The organism is Dietzia sp. SLG310A2-38A2 (assembly GCF_014145095.1).
In the GTDB taxonomy this organism is placed as follows: Bacteria; Actinomycetota; Actinomycetes; order Mycobacteriales; family Mycobacteriaceae; genus Dietzia.
Genome location: NZ_JAALDX010000506.1, coordinates 1 through 1,422 on the forward strand (window position 1 = coordinate 1; position 1,422 = coordinate 1,422).

General features: G+C 71.7%; 1 protein-coding gene. It reads right to left on the reverse strand.

Features of this window, described 5'->3' with window-relative positions:
- Positions 1-143: 143 nt before the first annotated feature.
- Positions 144-1,415 (reverse strand): phosphotransferase family protein, encoded by a 1,272-nt coding sequence (locus tag G6027_RS16270; RefSeq protein WP_182638062.1) that lies wholly within the window; start codon positions 1,413-1,415, stop codon positions 144-146.
- Positions 1,416-1,422 lie beyond the last annotated feature (7 nt).

Sequence of the window (1,422 nt, forward strand, 5' to 3'; positions counted from 1 at the left end):
GCAGTCCGCGCGCCGCCATGTCCCGGCCCGTCAGCCGGGCCTGGAGGTGGCCGGTCTCGGAGAGCCGGTCGTAGTCGCCGCTGCCGAACGAGGCCTGCCCGTGGCGGACCAGGTGGATGGCCCCCATCAGCGATCGACCCCCGTCACGTCCGGTTCCCCGCCCCCGGCAGGCCGCCGAGGATCCCGCCGATCCTCTGGCGCGCGTCGTGCACACCGCCCGCGAGCAGCGGCAGGATGACCCTGGGCACCGCGAGTAGCTCCGGGATCACGTCGCGAGGGCCGAGCCGGGTGGGCGTCAGCCGACCGTCGCCGGTGCGGATGATGCGCAGGCAACGCTGTTCGAGGAACCCCACCGCGGGCCGGAACGCGCGGAACGCCGGGTTGGTCGTCTGACCGCGGAAGAAGCGGTGGTTGATCTGCTGGGCGATCACCGCGAGTCGGAACAACCCGAAGACCTCGTAGAAGCGCCAGTCCTTCTCGCTGATCTCCAGGCCCGACCGCTCGGCGTAGCGCTCGACGACCTCCCACCGGGTGAGCATCCCGGGCGCGTGGGTGGGCTGGCGCCGGAACGCCTTGAACACCGGACCGTCCCCGTCCTCGACCCAGTAGGCCAGGGCGCCGCCCAGGTCCATGAGCGGGTCGCCGACAGTGGCCATCTCCCAGTCCAGGACGCCGATGACGGAGGTGATGTCGCCGGGGTCCAGGACCAGATTGTCGAATCGGAAGTCGTTGTGGACCAGGCAGTGGCCCACATCCTCCGGCTGGTTGGCGTCCAGCCACTTCATCACCGGCGCGAAGTCGGGCACGTCGGGGGTCCGTGCGCGTCGGTAGCGGGCCGACCAGCCCTCGACCTGCCTGCGCACGTAGCCCTCGCCACGGTCGAGATCGTCCAGACCGGCGGCGCGGACGTCGACGGCGTGCAGGTCGACCAGGGCGTCGACCGCCCGCTCGGACAGACGCCGGATGGTGGCCTTGTCCGCGCGGAGCTCCCGGGGGAGATCCTTGCGCAGGATCGTGCCCTCGAGTCGCTCCATCACGTAGAAGTCGGACCCGATCACCGAATGGTCGTCGCAGAACCCCACCATGCGGGGCACCAGCGGGTACACCGGGCGGAGCGCGGACTGGACGCGGTACTCGCGCTTCATGTCGTGGGCACCGCGGGCCTTGGTGCCGGCCGGCGGGCGGCGCAGCACCAGGTCCACGCCGGGATACCGCAACACATAGGTGAGGTTGGACGCGCCTCCCGAGAACTGGCTCACCTCGGGGATGACCGGCTCGTCGTCGTCACCCAGGTCCACTCCCGCCAGGACGTCAGCGCTGTCCGGGGTGACGGCACGCAGCCAGGCCGCGACCGCCTCGACGTCGAACGCGTCCTCGCTGCGCACCGCGCCGGCGCCGGGGATCCGGCGGCTCAGGGGCGAG